At 42.5% G+C, this 23,143-nt stretch carries 19 protein-coding genes; 3 read left to right on the top strand and 16 right to left on the bottom strand.

All coding sequences use genetic code 11. The features are described 5' to 3' along the window. Positions 1-2: 2 nt before the first annotated feature. Entirely contained in the window at positions 3-653 is a 651-nt protein-coding gene (locus RT138_RS09190; protein WP_313190436.1) for a bifunctional 4-hydroxy-2-oxoglutarate aldolase/2-dehydro-3-deoxy-phosphogluconate aldolase, read from the bottom strand. Between the two features lies 1 nt (position 654). Continuing rightward, positions 655-1,647: a sugar kinase gene (locus RT138_RS09185; protein ID WP_313190435.1), complete on the bottom strand. Its 993-nt coding sequence runs from the start codon at positions 1,645-1,647 to the stop codon at positions 655-657. A 141-nt stretch (positions 1,648-1,788) separates the two neighbouring features. Here RT138_RS09185 and RT138_RS09180 point away from each other — a divergent pair, with 141 nt between their 5' ends. The 3 genes from RT138_RS09180 to RT138_RS09170 are packed head-to-tail and all read left to right on the top strand — an operon-like array spanning position 1,789 to position 5,254. Then, on the top strand, positions 1,789-2,610 hold the full coding sequence (locus tag RT138_RS09180; protein WP_313190434.1) for an SDR family oxidoreductase: 822 nt from the start codon (positions 1,789-1,791) through the stop codon (positions 2,608-2,610). A 1-nt stretch (position 2,611) separates the two neighbouring features. Further along, positions 2,612-3,781, top strand: coding sequence for a mannonate dehydratase (uxuA, locus tag RT138_RS09175; protein WP_313190433.1), 1,170 nt, complete (start codon positions 2,612-2,614; stop codon positions 3,779-3,781). Between the two features lie 30 nt (positions 3,782-3,811). Continuing rightward, positions 3,812-5,254, top strand: coding sequence for an MFS transporter (locus RT138_RS09170; RefSeq protein WP_313190432.1), 1,443 nt, complete (start codon positions 3,812-3,814; stop codon positions 5,252-5,254). 281 nt (positions 5,255-5,535) lie between these two features. Here the strand turns inward: RT138_RS09170 and RT138_RS09165 are convergent, their stop codons facing one another. From RT138_RS09165 to RT138_RS09100, 14 genes are all read right to left on the bottom strand, one after another. Next, positions 5,536-7,074 carry a hypothetical protein gene (locus RT138_RS09165; protein ID WP_313190431.1) on the bottom strand — a complete coding sequence of 513 codons (1,539 nt, stop codon included), beginning with the start codon at positions 7,072-7,074 and terminating at the stop codon, positions 5,536-5,538. Between the two features lie 93 nt (positions 7,075-7,167). Next, entirely contained in the window at positions 7,168-8,553 is a 1,386-nt protein-coding gene (locus RT138_RS09160) for an alkaline phosphatase family protein (protein ID WP_313190430.1), read from the bottom strand. 2 nt (positions 8,554-8,555) lie between these two features. Continuing rightward, positions 8,556-9,770: a metabolite traffic protein EboE gene (gene eboE / locus RT138_RS09155; RefSeq protein WP_313190429.1), complete on the bottom strand. Its 1,215-nt coding sequence runs from the start codon at positions 9,768-9,770 to the stop codon at positions 8,556-8,558. Continuing rightward, entirely contained in the window at positions 9,757-10,938 is a 1,182-nt protein-coding gene (locus tag RT138_RS09150; RefSeq protein ID WP_313190428.1) for a 3-dehydroquinate synthase, read from the bottom strand. Before RT138_RS09150 ends, eboE begins: the two co-directional genes overlap by 14 nt. 12 nt (positions 10,939-10,950) lie before the next feature. Beyond that, positions 10,951-11,823 carry a UbiA-like protein EboC gene (gene eboC / locus RT138_RS09145; RefSeq protein ID WP_313190427.1) on the bottom strand — a complete coding sequence of 291 codons (873 nt, stop codon included), beginning with the start codon at positions 11,821-11,823 and terminating at the stop codon, positions 10,951-10,953. Positions 11,824-11,834: 11 nt separating this feature from the next. Beyond that, positions 11,835-12,815: a TatD family hydrolase gene (locus RT138_RS09140; RefSeq protein WP_313190426.1), complete on the bottom strand. Its 981-nt coding sequence runs from the start codon at positions 12,813-12,815 to the stop codon at positions 11,835-11,837. 12 nt (positions 12,816-12,827) lie between these two features. Continuing rightward, positions 12,828-13,547 (bottom strand): EboA domain-containing protein, encoded by a 720-nt coding sequence (locus RT138_RS09135; protein WP_313190425.1) that lies wholly within the window; start codon positions 13,545-13,547, stop codon positions 12,828-12,830. A 19-nt stretch (positions 13,548-13,566) separates the two neighbouring features. Next, positions 13,567-14,364, bottom strand: coding sequence for a DUF1080 domain-containing protein (locus RT138_RS09130; protein ID WP_313190424.1), 798 nt, complete (start codon positions 14,362-14,364; stop codon positions 13,567-13,569). A gap of 18 nt (positions 14,365-14,382) precedes the next feature. Beyond that, on the bottom strand, positions 14,383-15,543 hold the full coding sequence (locus RT138_RS09125; protein ID WP_313190423.1) for a Gfo/Idh/MocA family oxidoreductase: 1,161 nt from the start codon (positions 15,541-15,543) through the stop codon (positions 14,383-14,385). 18 nt (positions 15,544-15,561) lie between these two features. Further along, positions 15,562-16,602: a sugar phosphate isomerase/epimerase gene (locus RT138_RS09120; protein WP_185210995.1), complete on the bottom strand. Its 1,041-nt coding sequence runs from the start codon at positions 16,600-16,602 to the stop codon at positions 15,562-15,564. Positions 16,603-16,625: 23 nt separating this feature from the next. Continuing rightward, positions 16,626-17,837 (bottom strand): hypothetical protein, encoded by a 1,212-nt coding sequence (locus tag RT138_RS09115; RefSeq protein ID WP_313190422.1) that lies wholly within the window; start codon positions 17,835-17,837, stop codon positions 16,626-16,628. 11 nt (positions 17,838-17,848) lie between these two features. After that, positions 17,849-18,922: an aldose 1-epimerase family protein gene (locus tag RT138_RS09110; RefSeq protein WP_313190421.1), complete on the bottom strand. Its 1,074-nt coding sequence runs from the start codon at positions 18,920-18,922 to the stop codon at positions 17,849-17,851. 8 nt (positions 18,923-18,930) lie between these two features. Next, positions 18,931-21,612, bottom strand: a complete 2,682-nt coding sequence (locus tag RT138_RS09105) for a c-type cytochrome (RefSeq protein WP_313190420.1) — start codon at positions 21,610-21,612, stop codon at positions 18,931-18,933. Between the two features lie 42 nt (positions 21,613-21,654). Continuing rightward, a complete protein-coding gene (locus RT138_RS09100; RefSeq protein ID WP_313190419.1) occupies positions 21,655-23,139 on the bottom strand; it encodes a RagB/SusD family nutrient uptake outer membrane protein in 1,485 nt (494 codons plus the stop codon). Positions 23,140-23,143: the final 4 nt, after the last annotated feature.

The following is a 23,143-nucleotide window of genomic DNA, read 5'->3' as shown; positions in this document are numbered from 1 at the left end:
GATCAAGCCCCTCTTTTTGCCCAATTTAATAGGTTTCTGCAATTTTCAGCAATCTGCCCAAATTCATACTTTCCATTGACTTTCACGAACAGTTTCGAGCCAAGTCCCACAGCACTGACGCCGGCTTCAAACCATTTGTTGATGCTTTCCTGCGTACAGTCTACGCCACCCGTCGGCATAAACCGTAAATTTGGGAAGATCGGTTTGATGCTTTTCAGAAATCCAGGACCTAAGGTATCGCCGGGAAATAGTTTCACGAAAGTACAACCAGCCAATTGGGCATCCGCAATTTCAGTAGGCGTCATGCAGCCCGGTATCCAAAGGATGTTATTCTTCTTGGCAGAACTCGCAACACATTCCGAAAAAATAGGACTCACCAAAAAGTCTGCTCCCAGTTCAATAAAACGGTCTGCATCATCCGCATGCATGATGGTTCCTATCCCCAGTTTCAGATCGGGGAAGTGCTCTTCCTTATAGTTACGCAAAGCTTTGAAATTCTGTTCCGCTTCCGCACCACGATTTACAAATTCAAAAACCCTAATACCGCCTTCATAGCAGCTTTGTAGGGCCTGAATGCATGTATTGACGTCATCATCATAAAAAACAGGTAAGACTGGATTTCGAATGATTTCTTTGATAATTTCTTCTTTCATCTTAGTTGGCTTTTCCATTTCCAAAATCTCCTTCTACAAATAATTTTTGATAACCAGCTCCTGTTGCGAAGTCTATGGTTTCCTGTGCAGGCAAACCTTGCCTTAGGGCATGGATCAGCCCCGCCATAAACGCATCCCCACTACCGATCCTATCGATTACAGCTTCTGTTTCAAAAGTGGCTGAAATGCTGTCCTCGTTTCTGTTATGGTATGTGCCATAAAACAGATTATGTTTTGGATGGTCCATGAACCTGAAGGTATTGGCGATATGTTTCGCTTTCGGGAAAGCCTCAAAAATATGCTTTGCTGAGATTTGGGAACTATTGAAATAAATTTCTTTGGTTGTCTGGCGATTTAGTCCTATTTCCACAGGGCTATCCAGCATGTTTTGTGCCGCCCAGATATTCCCCATAATAACATCACAATAAGCGACCAAATCTGGCATGATTTCCAGAGGTTCTTTACCATATTTCCAGAGTTTGCTCCGGAAATTGAGGTCCACAGATATCGTGATCCCCCTTTGATCGGCCTCCTTCAGTACCGTTTCCATCAGGATTGCCATGTCTGCGGAAAGTGCTGGGGTCAATGCTGACCAATGGAACCAATCCACATCTTGGAAAAGAAGGTCAAAATCGATATCCTCAGGTTTTAACAGGCTGAAACTAGAATACTTTCTATCATATACCACCTCGCCACTGCTCAGGCCATTTGCCGAAAGGAGGATATAGCTGCCGATGCGATCCCCAATACGGATAGCCTTGGAACAATCCACACCTACATGTTGTATACTCTCCAGCAGCTCCTTTGCGAGGGTATTCTCAGGAAAGGCCGAATAGAACTGGACCTGATCCCCCATTTGGGCCAAGCCAACAGCAACATTGGCTTCCGAACCCCCTGGAAAAATTTTTAAACGATTATTTCCACCCTCAAAAATCGACTCACTGAGGCTTTGAAGGCGATACAATACTTCTCCGAATGTTAATATCTGTGGCATAGGTCAAACTGAACAACAATATAATAGTTTTTGATGGATTGTTGCAGCGATTTTACGAAAACGTTTAAGTAATAATCCTGATTTCCATGCCGATTTTTCCCTTTAATTTCTGTATTATTGGATAATAATCAACTATAAACTATGACTATTCTAGATAAATTCTCCCTAAAAGATAAAGTTATCGTTATTACAGGAGGCACCGGAATTTTGGGCAAATCCTTCGTAAAGGCATTAGCTGAAGCGGGCGCTAAAATCTGTATTATCGGGAGAAACCAAGAAAAAATCAATGAACGTATCAGCATGGCCAATGACCTCGGGGCAGAAGCCATAGGTATTGTTGCCGATGTGATGGATGAGCAGTCGGTCAAGGATGCCAAACAACAGATCGTGAACCGTTATGGTAGCATCGATGGCCTGATCAATGCCGTGGGAGGAAACATCCCTGGTGCAACGATCGCTGATGATCAAAACCTATTTGACAATAAAATCCAGGATACCATAAAAGCAATCGAGCTTAACCTTTATGGAACCATAATCCCGACCTTGATTTTTGGGGAACTTATTGCTAACAAGGGCAAGGGTTCCATTATCAATATTTCTTCCTTGGCAGCATCAAGACCCTTGACCCGTGTGCTGGGCTATACCGTAGCCAAGCATGCCATTGATGGCTTCACCAAATGGATGTCCACTGAATTAGCTTTGCGTTATGGAGACAAAGTGCGTGTCAATGCTATTGCGCCGGGTGTCTTCTTAACGGAGCAAAACAAGACCCTATTGACCAATACAGATGGCAGTTATACCGACAGGGCACAGAAGTTTATCAATGGGACACCATATCGAAGATTGGGTGACCCGTCTGAATTGGAAGGAACCTTAGTTTATCTCTTAAGCGATGCTTCGGCATTTGTTTCTGGCGAGATCATTTTTGTCGATGGTGGCTTTAACTCTTGGTGTGGCGTATAACATGGAAAACAAAAAATTCTTAGAACAAACTTGGCGATGGTACGGACCTAATGATCCGGTATCATTGCAAGATGTGAAGCAAGCTGGGGCTACTGGCATAGTTTCGGCTTTGCATCATATCCCACATGGTGAAGTATGGCCGTTGGAGGACATACAGGAAAGGAAAAAGATAATTGAAGAAGCAGGATTGACTTGGTCGGTTGTAGAATCCGTTCCTGTCCACGAAGCCATCAAAACAAGATCTGCCGAGGCTGACCAATATATTGAGCGCTATAAGCAATCGTTGCAGAATTTAGCAGCTTGTGGTATCAAGACGATCTGCTATAATTTTATGCCTGTTCTGGATTGGACAAGGACCCAGTTGGACCTAACCATGAAGGATGGTTCCAAAGCGCTGTACTTTGATTGGATCGACCTGGCTATCTTTGATATTTATATCCTAAAGAGAGAAGCAGCTGCGCAGGACTATTCCCAAGAAATTCAACAGCTAGCTGAGGAGAAGTACAACAAGATGTCTACGGAAGAGAAAACAGATCTACAATTCAATATCCTGATGGGAATTCCAGGTGAAGGTGATATTACCTTGGAATCCCTACAAAATAGCATCAATATCTACAAAAGTATTGGTCGGGAAGGTTTGAAACAGAACTTGCTTTATTTCTTGGGGGCCATTGCGGACACCTGTGAGGCCAATGGAATCAAGATGACCATTCACCCTGACGATCCTCCGTATGCAATCCTAGGGCTTCCTAGGGTGGTTAGCAACGAAGAAGATTTAGTCTATATTATTTCCGAACAACCACGGGAATTCAACGGAATCTGTTTCTGTACGGGTTCTTTGGGCGCTGGTCCAAAAAACAACCTTCCTCAGATCCTGGACAAAGTGAAACATCGTGTGCATTTTGCCCATCTGCGAAATGTAAAACGTGATGCCATTGGAAGCTTTTATGAGGCAGATCACTTGGATGGGGATGTGGATATGTATGCCATCGTAAAGGGCTTGAGTGAAGAAAACCAACGCAGAGCATTGGCTATTCCATTTAGACCTGACCATGGGCATCAAATGCTTGATGATATCGATAAAGTGACCAATCCTGGTTATTCAGCAATTGGAAGACTTCGTGGTCTGGCCGAATTAAGGGGTTTGGAATTAGGAATTTTGAGATCTTAACCAAGGATCTACCAACATAAACAACAAATTATGGATACGAGTAAACCTACGAAATATAGGTGGACAGTTTGTGCACTGATATTTTTCGCAACGACCATCAATTACCTGGATCGGCAAGTCCTTTCCTTAACCTGGAAAGATTTTATTGCCCCAGAATTCCATTGGACAAACAATGACTATGGTAATGTTGCGGCCATATTCTCTATTGTCTATGCCATTTCCATGTTGTTATCTGGTCGTTTTATCGACAAGCTAGGAACAAAAAAAGGCTATCTATGGGCAATCGCGATCTGGTCGGTAGGCGCTATCCTGCATGCTTTCTGTGGCATGATCACTTCCGGTGTGCTCGCAGGCGAATGGTTGGTCAGTTTTGGTCAGGCCAAGGAAATCATTGCCGGGATTGAAGATGTAACCAAGGTGGTTAACATTTCTGTCACTGTCTTTATTTTTGCACGCATCATCCTGGCATTGGGGGAGGGTGGAAACTTTCCGGCAGCCATGAAAGCCTGTGTAGAATACTTTCCAAAGAAGGACCGGGCATTTTCTACTTCCATCTTTAACTCTGGGACGACCATTGGAGCACTTTTAGCGCCATTGATTATTCCCGTGATTGCAGCCAAATACGGTTGGGAAATGTCATTCATTATTATTGGGGCCTTAGGTTTCATTTGGATGGGATTCTGGCAGTTTATGTACAAGAAGCCAGAAGAAAACCCGCACGTGAATGCAGCTGAACTCGCCTATATCAAGCAGGATGTGGATCATGGAGAGGTTGCAGAGGCCGATAAAACTGTGAAAGCAAAAGTCTCCATCCGTGAATGCTTAAAATTCAAACAGACCTGGGCATTGATCTTCGGGAAGTTCCTGACCGATGGGGTATGGTGGTTTCTTTTGTTTTGGTTCCCGGCCTATTTAAGTTCCGTATATGATATTAAATCTTCTGATATTGAAGGACAAATTGCCATCTTTGTACTCTATGCCATTACCATGTTGTCCATCATCGGAGGCTGGTTACCGACCTATTTTGTAGAAAAGAAAGGTATGGAGGTTTATGCAGGACGAATGAGAGCCATGCTGATCTTTGCGTTCTTCCCTTTATTGATACTCTTTGCACAGCCCTTGGGCGAATATTCGTATTGGTTTCCGGTTATCCTGATCGGTATCAGTGCAGCGGCGCACCAATCATGGTCTGCCAATATATTCTCGGCCGTAGGTGATATGTTTCCAAAGAAGGCGATTGCGACAGTGACCGGTATAAGTGGTCTAGCTGGTGGGGTTGGCTCTTTCTTGATCAATAAAATTTCGGGCGTTCTGTTTGACTATGCAGAACAAACCAATATGAAAGTTTTTGGATTTGAAGGAATTGAATCTGGATACTTTATCATCTTTGCCGTGTGTTCGATAGCCTATCTATTGGCTTGGACCATCATGAGAATATTGGTTCCAAAAATGAAACTTATTCATCTTTCATAATTGCCTTTTTCGATTGACCTTATTCGAGACACATTCCGAATTTTCCGAATGTGTCTCGAATAAGACCCGAATAAGACTGCCATAATTATCTCCGAAATTCAATGGTTCAGTGCCGTTGTTTAAGAAGTGTTTCAACAGGTCCTCAACTATGATCTTGGTCCATCCTCTCATCCTGTACCCTGAGCGATGCCGATGGGCATCCTGGTTCAAACGAAGGAATGGAAAAGGGGGAGCATCCAAAAAGTAGTTTAAAATGCCACGAACAATTTGTTGATAGGTCACTAATCCTTTTTGAACAAACCTGGCAAGGCTGGTTTTTTACCTGCTTTGATGGCCTTGATAAAGGGTAAAAATTCATTCTTATACCAAGGTATATTTTCCCGAAAACGATCCGTCAATCGACCTTCCATGGTATCATAGATCTTCAGAGCTTCTTTTTCCTTGCCTTGATGAATGAGGTTGTGGATGAATATCTCACTAATGGAATACAGATCATTGAACAATAAAAAATCGCTTATCGGTTCCATGGATTCAAATATTTTAATATATGAATTAAATGGCTTAGCGAAGAAAGGTTTAGGAAACTCTTTATTGATCCTGTCAAAATAACCTGTCCCCACAGCATCTAAGTATTGCAAGAAATGTTCGGTAGATGTAGCGATCCTTTTTCCTGAAGATTTTAACGGCAGAACCCATAAGCCTAAAAAGTTGAGATTCTTTTCGACATCATCATTGTCAATAAGTTCGAAAGGATTGGTCTTAAACTGAGCGTCTTCCAAGTTCGTGCTCAGCGACTTCTCCTGCCATTCCAGTAGCAAACCATGCTGTACATATTGGATGGCGAAAATAGAACTTAAATTTACCTCTAAGCATATTTCCGTAAAGAGACGACTTGTTCTAACACCATCTGATAGATCTTTGTACCAAACCCACTTGTATTTATCCAAGGGTTGTTCAACCATTTCCTCCAAGAATATCCATGAACTTATTTCCATCTTCTCCTTGACCATGGTTGAGATCATCGCGATATGTTGAGGTAACTCCACTGCTGCCTTTTTTTCCTTGAGGTAGCTGGCATATATTTTTTCGACAGATTTTTTGGGGTCCATCAACATACTGACCTTGGCTCTTTCATCAGGGTCTATCAGACCGGACAATTCATCTGAAAGTCTAGGGACTTCAAAATCTGTTTCCTTCTTTTTGAACTTTAGTAAATCATGTTGGCTGAGGAGTTCATGTAACCTGATCAAATCAGGATTATTTACCCATTGCTCGAAATCTTTTGACAAGCCTTCCTCTGTGCCAATATCTGCTTCTAGATAGGCATTGACAAAAGCAAGATAAAAATTATGCATCAGCTGCTTGTTGCCTTGCTTTTCCGATAGGTCAATCATTTCAGCGATCAATTGTGGAATGGAAATATGCGCTACTTCTTCGGGAGCTTCTTTCCATTGTCCAGCAGCCAGCAATCTTTTCCAGGCTTCAGAACCATACTCAGGGAAAAAATAGCCGTCCTCCTGAAAGACAACATCAGCCTCCTCATTGTTGACATCACTGAGAAGCCAGTCGGAATCTTCTAGGTTTTTGAAATAATCGGGGTTCTTTTTATAGTCAGGATGTTGATCAATGGGAAGCTTCTTGATAAAGCCGATTTTTTCCAAATACGGGAAACAACGTAAAACAGTATAGCTCGTATCAAACCGATTTTGGAATTGATAGATATTAAAAATGATTTTACGTTGTTCCGCGACAGAAAGATCAGATCTTTCCAGAAGGTGAACTGCATCTTCAACCAAATTTTCTATAGCATGATATGACATAATAGCGCTGTATTTGTATGAATTAAAGATGCAAAAGATTATCCTATTGATCTTTAACTAAACATATGCAGACTATTTACATATTATCTACATTTATTGAGAAACAACAGTTTCCTGCACTTTTTTATCTACAAAGATCTTGTTGAGGAGAATTTGCTTGATGGAAGTAGGTTCCACGTTTTCGTCCAATCCATCAAAATCACCAATTAAGATCGGGTAGTAATCAGGGTCTACATCTACAATGCCATGTGAACCTTTCACCAATGATGCATCTAATGGAGTAATATCCAGAACAGCTGCAAAACCTATTTTCTTCAAGATGAGTTTGCCGATTGCCCTAGACTTGGAGGTCATAAACATTTCCACCGGATCGTAGCCCGGTTTCTTGTGGATATCTACCATTCTGGCATAGTCTGGTGCAACAGCATCATCTTCCCAGAAGTAATAGGTGAACCAAGCATTAGGGTTGGCTAGAAGCACCAAATCACCAGAACGCTCATGGTCGATTTTATAGGCCTTCTGTTCCTCTTTGTCCAATACCTTGGCCACACCAGCGACCTTGGACAACAAGGTTTTAAGTTTATCTCGGGTTTCTTGTGTTTTGGCATATACATGTGCAATCTGGTGATCAGAAACAGCAAATGCCTCTGAAGCTCCTGCATCCAATAGTTCCAGTCCTCTTTCAATCCGGATATCGATCAGGCCTTCTTTACGTAAGATCCTGTTGATATGGATAGGTTGATCGACTGGTCCAATACCATATTCCGATAATAGGACTACTTCCACATTTCTTTTTTGGAAGAATGTCGTAAGTTTTTCAACCAACTGGTCGATCTGTTTCAACTCCGCTGCGACACTTTCTCCTTTAGGACCGTATTTCTGTAAGCAATAATCCAAATGTGGAAGATATATCAGATTTAGGGTCGGTTGATGTTTCTCCTCCACATACATGGCCGAATCGGCTATCCAATTGGAAGAGGTGATATTGGCGTTGGGACCCCAGAAGTTAAATAGAGGGAATTTTCCGAATTTTTCGGTCAATTCATCGCGAAGGCTGCTGGGATAAGCATAACAATCCGGCATCTTTCTGCCGTCGGCCAAGTAATTTGGTCTTGGTGTGGCCGAGAAATCTGCATCATTGTACATGTTGTACCACCAGAACATCTGTGCACAGGTAAAGGCCGGATTCTGTTTCTTTCCGGTAACCCAGATATTCTCGCCTTGGACCAATTTGTTGGATTGTTTCCAGAATTTTATTTCAGAATCGGTATGGTCATACCATCCGTTACCAACGATCCCATGTTCACTCGGAGCGACCCCGGTCAAATAGGTGGTCTGCGCCGAGGTGGTCAATGCCGGAAGTACCGGTTTGATCTTACGTAATCTATTCTGTTTTATGAATTTCTCAATGAACGGGGTATGTTCTCCAATTACGGAACTTGAAAGCCCAACAATATCAATTACAGCAATTCTCTTCATATTTAATTCCTTAATTTATTCAATAACCAATTCAGTTCCCTTGCAATTGACTCTTCAATTGGAGCCTGCAAGGATTTTGGCAATACGCCCCAGGTATATGTCTCTACCTCGATATGATTTGTTCTTTGCTTTTCTTTATGCAGTTCAATGACCTTTAAGATATCCCCTTGGGTAGAATCCAGCTCACCATAACTTTCCAAAAAGATAGGGACATGAAAATGGCTTCTCCATTCCACATGGTTTTCATCATTGCTGTCATTTAATGCGTCAGGAAGATCCTTATATTTGATCAGGTTACCCTCGCTGTCTTTTGCAATGACCTGATGTAAATAGATCGGCTCATTAAATTCTTTCAGCTTGTTTTTTTGGATGGCTCTTTTATCTGGATCCTCCGAAAGTGCTACTTTTAAGGCTGAACTGACTTGGAATTTGCCAATTTTGATGTTCAGTTTTTCCAATTCATCCATGCTCTGTTGATGGTCTTCATATTCCAGGGCAAAATGGCAGACATCATAACATAGACAGATATAACGATTGATGATTGCCTTGGCTTGGTCTTCATCCAGTTTATATTTTTCCTTAAAGAACTCGCTGGCCATTGGGATCAACTCTTGGCTGTACCAAGCGATAAATTCCCTTGAATCCTCCAACATACCATCGGGTTCAGGTTCGATATCCAAGTGCATATAAACAGAGCTGTTCACTTCTTTTTGATATAGGTGCTCAGCAATCAAGAGAATATGTTTTGTACAGATATCCCGCTTTTGTTGCCATTCCGGGGTGTGCTGTTCATGCCAAAAACGGTAGGATAGAGGCGAAGTGGAGATTCCACCTTCCTGGCCTTCTGGTAATAATTGAGCTAAGATATCGAAAAGGTTCTTGGTATATTCAAAGCGTTCTGTGCTTGTCCAATCCGGTGCATGCACTTTGTCCTTGACCTCCTTGATATGGAAATCACCATAAGGGAACCCATTCATGGTGAAGATGTAGATATGGTTCTGTTTCAACCAATCCTGAAAATCTTTTAAAGCTTGCGGCTGACTTAGTTCTTTGGCTGCTTGAGCGGAAAGTCGCAATCCCAATCCAAAGTCCTGTTCAGCAGATACGGCCGCTTTTATCTTCGGTAGATTGTCTTTTAGCTCTTGAAAATGGTCTTTCCAGGCTTCGCCAGGATGGATATTGCTACAATAAGAAAGATGTGAATTAGCTAGCTTCATAGAAAGGGTTTTGATTTTGGCTAAAGTTCTTTAGGAAATCCATAGCTTGGATAATCAGGTCATAATCTAATTGGTGATAATCTTTGCCTTTTCCCATTTTTTCCAAAAGGACCACGGTCAATTTTCCGCCAAGATGCTCTTGAAAATCCAGCAAACCTGATAGTAAAATAAACCTCGCCTCTTCGGAATCTAGGATGGGGTGATAAATCGGAAGTCCAAGATTGCGGATCAAGCTGACTACTCGAGTAGCCTCTTCTTCTGAAATATTGCCAATTAAATAAGAATATAAAACGTCCATGGCGATTCCAATGGCAACAGCTTCGCCATGCAACACTTGGAAGTCGGTCATCTGTTCCAATTTATGGGCACTCCAATGGCCAAAATCCAATGGTCTTGAAGAACCTAATTCGAATGGATCTCCATTACGGATATGTTCTAGGTGCTTATCGGCACATCGGTAGATCAAATCTTCCATTTCTTCGGAATTCCTTTCCTTGATCTTGCTGGCATTTTTTTCTATCCATTCATAGAAAGATAAATCCTTGATCAGGGCCACTTTTATAGCCTCCGATACCCCCGCAACCCAAGACCTTTCGTCTAGAGTTTGCAAGAATTCATAATCATTGAAAACAGCCTTTGCTGGTGTAAAAGTTCCTAAAAAGTTCTTTTTCCCTTTATAGTTTACGGAGTTTTTAACTCCAACTCCAGAGTCATTTTGAGATAGGACCGTAGTTGGAATACGGACATGCTTGATCCCACGGTGTGAGATCGCAGCAGCATAGCCAACAAGGTCTAAAATTGCTCCACCGCCAATGCCGATCACATAGGAATGTCTATCTATACCGTATTGGTCCACTGCCTGGATAATGGCGTCTAAGCAGCTTGTGTCATTCTTGCAGATTTCACCACCGGGAATGACCAAAGGTTCACTCGCCAGGAAAAAATCTTCCATTTCCATAAAATAGATAAAGATCTGTTCTGTCAGACCGGGATGTTTATCCATAAATCCAGCATCAATGACAAACAGGATCTTCTGTTTGAAACCGGGATTGCTGTTCTTGGCTAGAAAGTCCTTTAATAGGTTATTGCCTACAGTGAAAAGACCTTTGGTGAAAAAGATGTTATATTGATATTCAATAGTGAATTTTTGTTCTAATACACGTTCCATTCTAAATAGGGTTTAGGTTACGGCAAATTTCTTGGCTAAGAAGATCGAAACCGGTAATATGGCACATACGGCCAATGCTAACAGCCAATGGCCAGCAATGGCAATCCAGCTAGCATTCATTAAAATCAGTGCGAGCACTCCAAATTTCACGGCTTTCCTGACATCCTGTGGCTGTAAGGTTTTCAAGGCTTTGGAAACCGGCGAACCGATCATAAGACTGAAAAGCAGGATAAAGACCAGGGCCAAGTAATTCTTGCTGCTGTAGGTGAAATAAAGGAGTGTTAAGATAACAATAGAATATAGACCTATGGATACCAGTAAGGCTGTTTTGTTGCTGCCATATACTTCTCCACGGCTTATGTTTGTTACTGAAGCGATATAGATAATCGGGATGATGGCAATGTACCAGTAGCTCAATGAATCTGGTAAAACGGCCATTCCCAATAATAGGTTCAGACCTCTACAGCCTCCCATGACGATTGGGCCGGCTAAAAAATGATGTTTTGCTTGACCATTGTACAGTAGGCACATCAGGACGATGGCCAATGAAATATAGAATGCCGTCATATTGACCTGAAAGGCCAAAAAGCATCCAATTGCAAAGGCTAATGTACCCAAGATACTGGCAGCGGATTTTTTTATCCTGCCCGAAGGGATAGGTCGTTCCGGACGCTCCACTTTATCCAGTGCAGCATCAAACACATCATTGAAGACTATGCCCCCAGTATATAGCAACATACTGGAAATGGTAATCCAGATCAATGGATTGACCTGCGGCAAATCTTGTTGCAGAAACAAGCAGGCTAAAGCGACACCAGCTAAAACATCAGATATGGCTGTTAAAACATTGGACGGCCTGATGATTTGGATCCATGGTTTCAACATACGCAACGGTATTAAGAAATAATAATAGAATCCTTATTTAACCTAGGTTGTTGACCACCCCGAAGGATTGTATTACCTTCAAATTTCTCATTCGGATCTGCAAATAAGGTCTTGTCCAAAGTGCTTAGGTCAAGATGCTTGCTGACTTGGAAGGCATCCAATGCATTCTGATAGGTCACCTTTTCCACATCTTCTCTGGAAACACCATATTGCAGCATCAGGGCAGCAGTTTTAGGAACCGCCAAGGGGTCTGAAATTCCCCAATCAGCTGCTGAATTGACCATGATCCTTTCCGAGCCGTATTCCTTCACGATGTCCACCATGCGTTCATTTCCCATCTTGGTAAATGGATAAATGGTAAAGCCGGCGTAAAAGCCACGGTCCAATACTTCTTTTACCGTTTCTTCGGAGTTATGGTCAATGATCACCGTTTGGGGATCGAGGCCATGTTCAATGGCAATATCCATACTTCGGGTCGTACCACGTGTTTTATCGCGGTGTGGGGTATGAACCTGAACGGGAAGTCCAGCTTCTTTAGCAAGCTCAAGTTGAGCTCTATAATATTTATCTTCAGCAGGAGTCTGGTCATCGAAACCAATTTCTCCAATTCCGAGAACCCCTTCCTTGTAAATGAAATGAGGAAGTAATTCCATGACTTGTTCTGCTAAAGCTTCATTGTTAGCTTCTCTAGAATTGAGCCCAATGGTACAGAAGTGTCTTATACCAAATTGGGAAGCTCTAAATCTTTCCCAACCAATCAGGCTACTATAATAATCTTTAAAGGTATCTATTCCAGTTCTAGGCTGTCCAACCCAAAAAGCGGGTTCGATCAGTAATAGGACTCCCGCATCAAACAGCGCTTGGTAATCATCCGTCGTTCGTGAAACCATATGAATATGTGGGTCCACAAATTTCATCCCTTTAATTAATTCAAAGTCTAGCGGCATTGGTTTCCCCATGCTTGCCAGGTCTCTATTTAATTCTGTGCACATTCCTGTCTGTTTTTAATTTTTCTCTAATAATTCTGGGCTATTGTTTTGCTGCTTCAAGATTTCTTTAGCGCGAGGAGGTAAGTGATCCTTCGCCAAAACCCATAACATGGGATGTATCTCTCGATTGGCAGAATCGCGTTCATAAATATAGTCGACAATGGAGTTTGCAAGATGGATATTGTTGCGGTCGTACAGACCGTAGATCTTCTCGATGTCCTTGCCGGTAAAAAAGCTTTTTAAAATCATTTGGTTCCAGGCCTCTTCATTTAGATAGGTAGCAGGAAACTTATTCTGCTCCATGATAGCGCCTTGAACCAGCCCAATATTATTCCGAATACCCTCTTGGCAACGGTCGATCCAGATTCTTGGGAACTGGAAGATGTTCAAAGCCGAATACAGGGCCTCTAGCTCCTGCATGTCTGCATAGTTGAACAGCTTCTCGATAAAGGTAAAATAGGGTTCTTGCTGATCTTCGATCAAACCCAATAGGTAAACTCTTGCAAGTCTAAGTACGGTCCAATGGTCAACAATCAGCGGATTGCTATCCTCTTGGACCATACTTACTGTTTTATCCTTGCTGGTATTTAATTTCCTGCTCAATGAGGAAAATATCCTTACAAAACTTGTAGAATAATTATCTGCAATATTTCTTTCACATTCCTCTAAATAGCTTTTCTCCTCTGCGGTCAGCAGTTCGAATAAGGTATTTCTCACTTGTTCTTTCCATTCCATATTGCGGTTTATATTATAATTACTTTAAAACTTTTATCTGCATGTCTTTGTACTCTACTTTCATTGGTGGACCAACATGCACTTGAACACCAATCAATCCTTTCTCCTTGCGGTTTTCAGGATCATTGTCAATCACCTCAGCGATTACCTTTCCATTGATAAAATGTGTTAATTTATTGCCTTCAGCAACGATTTCCAGTTCATTCCAATCATTGGGTTTTACTAGGGTCTTTAATTGTTCATCGGTAGCTACTGAATCGATTACCTTCATGTTTGTCCAGGCATTGCCTTTCGACTCGCCTTTATTTCCATCTGCAGGGTTCAATATTTCAGTTCGCTGACCACGGTATGCTAAGGTTGTTCGCTTTCGTTCCTCATAGTTTTGACCAGTGTAATTATTCTTTCCATCAATGTCTGCCTGATAACCTCTTAGGGCATTCGGCACCTCTGTGAAACGATCGCTTCTGTAATTTACACCACTATTTCCATTTTCGGAAATTTTAAATTTAGTTTTCAGCGAAAAGTCAGCAACATCACCGCCGTTCCAGATCAAAAATGTATTGTTTTTTAATGGCTCTTGGTCCTCCCTGATCTCGCCTGAAAGGATCCCGTTTTCCATTTTCCAATAGGTCGTGTCACCTTCCCAACCGGATAGGGAATTGCGCTCAAACATCGCGATATAACCGTCTTCTAACCCTATGGTATCCGTAGCTGCACTGTCCTGTTTGTTGTTTTGTTCTGCATTGGTTCCATTGCAAGAACCTAGTAAAATAGTAGCACTGAGGTAGATACAGCTATATTTGAATAATTTTTTCATAATGGATTTCTCTAATGCTTATTTGTTCTTCCACTCTACATGGGTATCTTCCCATTTTCTGTTTTTTGCAGAGTTGATGACAGCCTCGCAGACCTTCTGTGTTTCCAGTGCATCCCTAAAAGTTGGGTGGCATTCTTCGCCTGTTTCCAGGGTTTGTAAAAAATCTGCTACTTGGTGTACAAAGGAATGTTCGTATCCCAAAGACAGACCTGGAACCCACCACTTATCCATATAGGGTTGGTCGCCATCTGTAACATGGATTGAGCGCCATCCCTTGACGATGGAATCATCGGCATTGTTAAAGTATTCCAGTCGGTTCATATCATGCAAATCCCATTTTAAGGATCCCTTCTCACCATTGATCTCAAAGGTAAACAAGGCTTTGTGACCACGTGCATAGCGCGTAGATTCAAACAGTCCTAATGACTCATTATCAAAATGACAATGGAATATACAGGCATCATCGATCTTGACATCTTCCATTTTACCGGTCTCTTCATGCATACGCTGCTTCACGAAGATTTCCGTCATGGCCGATACATCCTTGATACCTCCATTGATCCACATCGCTAAATCAATACAGTGTGCCAATAGGTCACCGGTAACTCCGGAACCCGCAGCATCTGCATCCATTCTCCAAAATGCGGCACCTCCCTGTGGAAGGTTCTCGTTGATGGTCCAATCCTGAAGGAAGTTACTGCGATAGTGGAAGATCTTGCCTAGCTTGCCGCTGTCGACGATCTGTTTAGCCAGTGTAACGGCAGGTAAACGGCGGTAATTGTACCAAATGGTATTTTTTACCTTATTGGATTCTACGGCTTCTACCATTTTCTCACCTTCTTCCAAAGTTCTGGAAAGCGGTTTTTCGCAGAGCACCATTTTACCGGCAGCTGCTGCAGCAACAGCGATTTCCATATGCATATTGTTTGGGGTACAGATGTCTACTGCATCGATATCATCCCTAGCGATCAGTTTCTTCCAATCGGTCTCGTAGGATTCATAGCCCCACTGCTCCGCAAAGGCTTTCACTTTGGCTTCACTGCGTGAACATACAGCCTTTAGGACAGGTGTATATTCCAAGTCTGGAAAGAAATTAGGCACGCGTTTATATCCATTAGAATGGGTTCTTCCCATGAATCCACATCCTATTAATCCAATTCTTAATTCTTTTTTGCTCATGATTTTTTCTTTTGAAGATTACTCCGACCATCCATTTACCTCGCGAACCTCGATCAAGGTTTTCAAGATCGAATCCCAGGTTTCTTGTTTGTGCATGACCTCATTCGGGAACATACATCCATCCCAACAGATATGGTTGAAGGCTTTGGTCGGATTGCCATTTTCATCCTTCATCCAGAAGCCAGCATCCTTAGCGATATCCAAACGGCCGTTAGGGTCTGTCGGTAAACAGTGCCTTCCGGTTTTATCGTGTGATCCTGATCCGAATACGGTTCCATCATTTTGGGCAACGTGGAAGTCGATGGTCCAAGGGCGTAGTTTTGAAGTCAGGAACTTAAGTCCTCGTTCCAATTCTTCACGGTCATCCCATTGGAAATCAGGTTTTAAGATGCGGTCTTCAGGTGCGTTATAGCCCAATAGATAAAGAAAAGTATGGGACATGTCGGCTTGGAAGCCCATATTATCACGATCTACCATCTCTAGGGTTTCCAGCATGGTTTTCCAGCTTTGCATACCACCCCAGCAGATTTCACCTTCAGCTGCTAGGCGCTCGCCATATTCTGCCGCAGCATCACATGCTCTACGGAAGGTATCCGCAATTAATTTGGTGTTTTCCGTTGGGTTCTTCGCCCATTCCTCTACACTGCTCGCTGAGTCCACACGGATTACATTATTGGTTCGGATTCCTTCTTTTCTTAGTTTATATCCAAACTCAGCAGCTTTTCTTACCACTTCTACAAAGCGGTCTCTGTCTGCTTGTGAGCCCATTGCTGAACCACCATCGGGAGGCCAGATAGGGGCAACTAGCGTACCTATAGCTAGACCATAGGTTCCTCCAATCTTGTCTACCACTGATTTTATATGGTCGTCCGAAGTGTCCAACTTAACATGTGGATCAAATAATCCTAAGTCAACACCATCGAATTTTACGCCGTTTACTTCTGCTTTTGCTGTTTTTTCCAATAACTCATCCAAAGAAATGATGGGTTCGTGGTCTCCTTTTCCAACAATGCCTGGCCATGTAGCATTGTGTAATTTTGGGAAATTGTTCTTGCTCATAACTACGTTTATTTATTCATTAATTAACCTTTTATTACCAAATCCGGATTGTCTGGGCCGAAATGCTTTAACATCACGATCGGATCTGTTGTAGAATGGTTCTGAATGGTTACTCCTCTTTTTGCGGCTTCTTCAGATACAAAGTATTCATCAAAAGTCAGTTGTCCATAACGGATCAGGGCTGGTGTTTCGATGGTCCAATCATTCATCTTGCCATATCCCTGCATCATGATCAATCCATAAGCTGCACCATCTGTAATGGTTACGGTTTGTCCAGGGAATACCGTTAATTCTTTGGCACTGAAAGCAGTTGATTTATAGCATACCCATTTTTCTGAATAGCCTTGGCTTTCCATCTCTTTTTCATCCTTTACAGGTAGGGGAGCCATAAATCTATTTTTCATCATATCCGGATCAACGTTCAGATCCCAGTCAATGATATCCATCAAAGCATCATAATCGCCTTTCATGTTTTCAGGCACACCTTTCCACAATAACTCTTCAGGGATGATTGCTTCATTCACCAAGGATTGGTACATCGCAAATACATCTGAAGCCTTTTGCGGCTCATAGGTACATAAGCTACCTGGAGCATGCAATAAGCCAGGAGGGACATCCCATCCGGTACCCGGTTCCAAGCGGTAGGCCTGGGAGTAATTGGTGATCTTGTTGTCACCCTTGGCAAAGTTCTCCAGACATTCTTTGATAGTCTCTTTCGGAGTTCCTGGAGCAATTCCCATAAAGGTGTACGGGAAATCACCGCCATGGTTGTTTAACTGTGGTGGGAAATAATATGCCTCTGGTTTACCTTGTTGGTCGATCAGCGCCGCTTTTTCATCATTGTGGTGGATGTGGTGGGGTAGTGGTCCCATGTTATCAAAGAACTTGGAATACATAGGCCAGCTTTGGTATTCATCCCAAAGACGGTCACCAATTAATTTTCCTTTTAAATGGTCAACGCAGTCAGCTAATAAAACCTGTTCTGTTTTGCCATTCTCTTCATATACTACAAAACTCAATCCTTCAAATTCACCCGTCAAAGGACCATTCTTCGCAGGAGTGGTCGATGAAAACCAACGTTCATCAATACCGCCACGTTCACCGCCTAATACATAGTAGTCATCGGGGTGAAGTTTTATCCTTCTGCCTGGTACACAAAAAGATCTCGGCACCCAGTTAGGTGCTAATCTCAATATTCCTTTGCCTTGTTCGAATGCCTTTTCAATGATTTCCATTCTAATTATTTTTATAGGTTTATATACTTGTTTACAAATTCCGTAATGGAGTCGGGGTTATTCAATATACTGATTTCTAAGTTATATTTCCGCTTTTCTCCGGGTTTCAATTGGATTAATTCCCCTCGTTCGCGCATCAGTTTCTGCCCGAGAGGGGGGTTGGTACCAGGTTCCAGACCTGTTACATATTCACCTCTGCCCCAATGTTGCCAATTGGTCAACCACGGCAGCTGCTTCTTGTTGAAGCTTAATTTTAAGGCAAAGCCTAATTTCTCATTGAAGATTCCACAGTCTACTTGGCCTTGCTCATCACTATCTACATCTATCAATGCTGCTTCTTCCCCTGAACCACTGTGGTCTTCCCTTGGTTCTTGACAGGTTCGGAAGTCTTGTCCTTCTTTGAAAATCTTGTTGTCTGCGCCGGTTTCGCGAGATTGCCAAGCTCCTTTCCAGAGCAGTTTGGTTCCCGCATCAATGAAAGGCCACCCAAAGTTGAAATGGTATAAAATCATATGGGAAGAATAGATATTACCGATATTCTGAATCTCATCATCCAAATAAATGGTTGGATGACCTAGAATGCATCGTATTGTGCGCGTAATCTCGATGTTATCTCCTAGGGGATGGCCTTGAAATATTTTTCCAGTAATGGACATTTCGTAATCGCCGTTGGCTAGATCGGGCTGCTTGATGGATATGAGCTCTGCGGGGCTGTTGCTGAATTGATCATGCAGGCCGCGTTGTCCATGTTCATCTTGTTCCGGACCTCCAACATGGGTGACCCCACAGGTCGTCAGTAATCCACCTCCAAAGGTTCTTAACCAATCGATTCCCTTGTCTGAGAAGGGCTGCGGAGCAGTGACGCCCAAGCGACTCAGCCAACTCAAGTTAAACTGATTGAACGAAGCATCCGCTATGTCCATACCGCGGTCGATGACTACCTTGAATCGTAGTCCTGCTCCCGTATTGATCCAAGCTATTCGCGTTCCTTTCCCCCTTCCATTATCCAAAATGGAAGTTTCTATGCCTCCAACTTGGGTCACATGGGAGACTTTGTTCAACCAGTCTTGCTTTGAGTTTTCCAATGCCTTACTTATTTTTTGTTATAAACTTCACTTTTTTCATTACCGCCGGACATCAGGTATGCCATGATATCCTTAACCTCATCAGGACTCATTACATTCAATGTACCTGGAGGCATGATCGATACCTCGGAACGGTTCATGGATTTAACTGTGTTTTTCGCAATGGTCTTGGTCACTTGAGGAGCATAAGGATTCTGTGATATCACATAATTGTGTTCATCCTCACTCATCAAACGGCCCAATACATTCGTTCCATCTTTCAGATTGAATACTTTGGATTCATACTGATCGGAAATCACCTTACTAGGTTCGATGATCGCCTCTAACATATCGCGTTTAGAAAAACGGGTACCTAATTGGGTTAAATCAGGACCTACGGAACCACCTTCACCTTTGATGGTATGGCAGGAACCACACTTAACAGCAATGAACAGTTCTCTTCCGCGGTTGAAATTGCGAACACCGGTGTTTTCATCCACTACCTTCAGTGCCGAATCAATTTCCCATGCTCTTCCTGGACCCTTCGGACCCTCTACTTTCTCAGCCAATCTATTTCCTTGAGCATTGATCAATGAATCTCCTGACATCTTACCGTACATGGCAAGTTGGTCTTTCGGTACGTTTTTCAATGCCATTTTACGTGCGTTGTCAATAAAACCGATGTAACTGTTACCTCCTTTATAGCCGAAAGCTTTGTAGAACCAATTGAAATATTGCTCACGTAGCTCGGGGGTCCAACCCACACTGGTATTGCTCAATGCAGTAGCCATGAAGATCTGTTGTGCAGGTGGAATATTGGCCAACATATCAGCAATGTCCAATCCATACTGTGGATTTCTCAGGATTAAATCCGAAGAGTTCATAAAGCTGGTTTGGGTAGTGTCATCTTTTGCATTGGCTAAAATGTCAAGCGTCTTCTTAACTGCCGGTTCACTGTTAAGGGCAAGTAAGATTTTGGACAGTTCCCTGTTGGTATAGTTGGATTTGGCAGGATAGAAAGGTTCTAACCTTTGAGCCAAGGCAGCTGCATCAGCATCATTGACCTTTCCCATGCGGGCAATGACAATTTCGTAAACCCTTAGCAGGTTTTCCAACATCTTCGGTGTAATCTTTTCAACTGGAATAGTGGCCAATTTTTTCATGATCTGAGGCTGTAGGGAAGGATCAGCAACATGTGCCATCGCTACCATCGCTTCAGTCAATCTAACCACGTTGCGTTCTGCAAAAACTTTGTCTTTCCAGGTGTCAAATGGTTGGTGTTCTACTGCTAGACGTGCTGCATAACGGATGAATCTATCCTCATGACCTAAATATTCCCAAACTTTATCCACAGTTCCTGCAGCAGAAGGTCTGTGGTATTGCTCAATCTCTCTACGCAATTTCACCAATTCATTAGGCTCAGCTTTTTTGACCTCATTATTGATCTTATCACGGTCTTTATGGTATACGCGGTATAAGTCAGATTCTAAACGTCTACCACCAGTAAGGAAGTAAAGACTTCCATCGGGACCAATTGTTCCATCGGTCAAAGGTAGTGGAGAACCTGAGATGAATTCTTCCGCTTTCGCAGTATAGCTAGCTCCATTTGGTTCTAATTGGATGGCATAGATGATACCGAAACTCCAATCAAATGCGAACAGGCTGTTTCTATATTTATCAGGAAACTTAGCTTGGCTAGGGTTGATGAAGTTTGTAGGAGAACCTTGACCGATATTTAGCGTCGCAGGAAGATTGTCCAAGAATCTTTCGTCCCATTTTGCATCCCCCTTTCTCCAGCCGTATTCACCACCACTAGGAACATGTAAAATCCTTGTCGGACGGTACCAAGGCATTCCGAAATCCCATTCCATATCGGAGTCGTAGGTAAATAACTCCCCTTCATTATTGAAGGCTAAGTCAAACCCATTACGCATTCCCGATGCAATAAGGTCCCAGGATTTTCCTTCTGAATCTGTCTTAGCAATCCATCCACCATTCAGATGTGAATCCGCATCGTGTCCATGGGTATCAAGGATATAAGGAATCAGATTGTCCACCTTATCGTTTGGTAATGAACGGTAATTGTCCATTTTTGGGATTTTAGTAAAGTTACCCGCGATCACATAGATCATGGAATCTGGTCCTAACACGATGCTGTGCGGTCCATGTTCCCCTTCGCCTTCCAATTCCATCAATTGCGTGATTTTATCTAATTTATCATCGTTGTTGGTGTCTTGAAGTCTATATAGGCCAGAGCCTTTTGAAAGGTTCTCATTAGGACGGTGGTTGATCATCACATATAAGCTGTTATATGCCCATAGCAAACCTTGCGCAAAGCCCATCCCTACCTTATTGCTGGTCGTATCATTAGGGTCACGGCCTTCAATAGGGAAGTCTAATGCTTCAATTTTCGGCTTAACAGTTGAATCTGAACCAAGAGGGGGCAATTCAACGCGGAATAGACCACCAAATTGATCCGATGTTATCATACGACCTTTGTCATCAAAAGTCATGGAAACCCAAGATCCTTTTTTGTCATCAGAAGGGCTGTAGATATGCTCGATTTCAAAGCCATCGGGCAATGTTATTTTATCCGTTTTAGGATTGGGTTCTTTTACCTCCTCCTTTTCCTTCTCTTGCTTACATGCTCCTGCGAATATGAACAGGAACAAGGCAAACAAATACAATTGTGCTCTTTTCGTTTTTATCATTTGGTTTTTATGTTGATATAGTTTATAACAGCTTAAAAATGCCTACCAACCCTCATTCTGTTTGATTCCATTGATCTGAACCTCACGCTGAGGAATCGGATACAGGAGTTTGAACGGTTGGATATTATATGAAGCACTGCTTAGTCGAGTCAATCTTTTCTTCTCCTCGATACCATGTGCAGTCATCACTTCAATGGCTTTTCCAGTTCTCAGAAGTTGATACCACCTATGGTTTTCAAAGGCGACCTCAACTCTTATTTCATTTGCGATGGCTGTTCTCAAAGCGTCTTTGGCTAGTCCTGACAAAGGTTTCAATCCCGCTCTTTTTCTCACGATATTCAGGTTTGCCAAAGGATCTCCCGATCCGACTTCGTTCTGCGCCTCTGCCAACATCAATAGCACATGGGCATAGCGATAGATAGGCCAGTTTTCATTCGATCTTCCATCCTCGATATAAGGTGCGTGATAGTACTTTTTGATAAATGGCATACTACCTCCAAATGCTTTTGACTCTTGAAATGCTGCATTTGAAGGGTCGTTGAACATTTGAATAGACTTATCACGACGCGCATCTCCCTGTTCATAGGCATTATATATGCTCGGTGTAGGAATGTTGCTTCCGCCTAAGGTTCCGGAGAAACCGACCAATTGCATCTTGGCATTTCTAGGGCCGAACATGAATATGAAGTTGCTGTTTTCACCTTCTACTGATTGGTCAAACTGTACTTCAAAAACTGACTCTGCATTATTCTTTGAATTAGGACTAAAACAGGATGCATAATCTGGCATCAATGAATAGCCTAATTTGGTTACTTCTTGAAAATTGGTTACTGCCTCAGCGTATTGCTTTCTCGTTAGGTAGACTTCGCCTAACAAGGTATAAGCTGCACCCTTGGTCGCCCTTCCAACGCTACCTTTATCATAGGTTGGAAGTAAGTTTGCGATGGCATCTTTAGCATCTTGGATAATGACTGCATAAATTTCGTCAACTGTTCCTTTCTTGCCATCAGAGAATGCATCCGAAGGATTTGCAACCTCTTTTGTCAGCAATGGAACTTCTCCAAAAAGTCTGACTAAATGAAAGTACGAAAATGCTCTCAAAAACTTCGCCTCTCCTAGGTATTGTAACTTTAATTTTTCATCCGAGAACTGTACTTGGTCAATTCTGCTGATGATGGCGTTGGATTGTTGGATCGCAACGTAAAGGTTTACCCAGGTGGTATTCACGTAGTTATTGGAAGAGGTGATCAAGAATTCATCAATTTCTTCGCGTTGCTGCACGCCACGGTCCGTTTCATCATATTGATAATTGGTGTTGTCCGATCTCATCTCTGTCATTGCATTGAAATCACTCGTATAGAGCACCTGCAACCTGCTGTATGCACCATTAACTGCACGAAGGATCTGTCCTTCATTTTCATAATAGTTCTCTCCACTTGAAAAGGTATAGGGTTTTACATCCAATAATTTATTGCAGGAGCTCATGCTCAATAACCCTAGACCTAATAGAATATATCTTAGTTTCATAATC

Origin of the sequence: Sphingobacterium sp., from assembly GCF_032065005.1 — a bacterium.
GTDB lineage: Bacteria > Bacteroidota > Bacteroidia > Sphingobacteriales > Sphingobacteriaceae > Sphingobacterium.
The sequence above is the reverse complement of the archived record's forward strand: the minus strand, read 5'-3'. Positions and strand labels throughout refer to the sequence as shown.